The following is a 407-nucleotide window of genomic DNA, read 5'->3' as shown; positions in this document are numbered from 1 at the left end:
CCCCCTGTTCGTTGAAGACCGTCGCCGCCGTGGCCCATGGCCTGGCGGACAACCTGGTCGCGCGCGCGGCCGACGTGATCCTGAAGGAACGCCGGCGCCTGGTCATGATGGTGCGCGAAACGCCGTTCAACCTGGCGCACCTGCGCAATATGACGGCCGTGACCGAGATGGGTGCGATTGTGTTTCCACCTTTGCCCAGCTTTTATCACCGGCCGGCGAGCATCGACGAGATGGTCGACCACACCCTGGACCGGGTGCTGGACTTGCTCGGCATCGAGAATCCCCAGGCCGCACGCTGGCCCGGCATGCGCGGCGCCGCGGAGGCGCTTGGCGCAGCGTCCTGATCAGCGTTTATTCGTATAAACGCTGTCGCCAGCTTTCTTCAACTCCCTGGCTTCCTCCAGCAT

1 protein-coding gene is annotated in these 407 nt (G+C 64.6%); it reads left to right on the top strand.

Translation table 11 applies throughout. The annotated features are described in order from the left end of the window. Window positions 1-344 (top strand): UbiX family flavin prenyltransferase (locus KVT32_RS28925; protein WP_217619294.1); only part of this gene is annotated, 344 nt, incomplete at its 5' end. Window positions 345-407 lie beyond the last annotated feature (63 nt).

The organism is Achromobacter sp. GbtcB20 (assembly GCF_019091095.1).
Lineage (GTDB): Bacteria > Pseudomonadota > Gammaproteobacteria > Burkholderiales > Burkholderiaceae_B > Achromobacter > Achromobacter mucicolens.
Note: the sequence above shows the minus strand (reverse complement) of the source record. Positions and strands in the feature narration are given on the sequence as shown.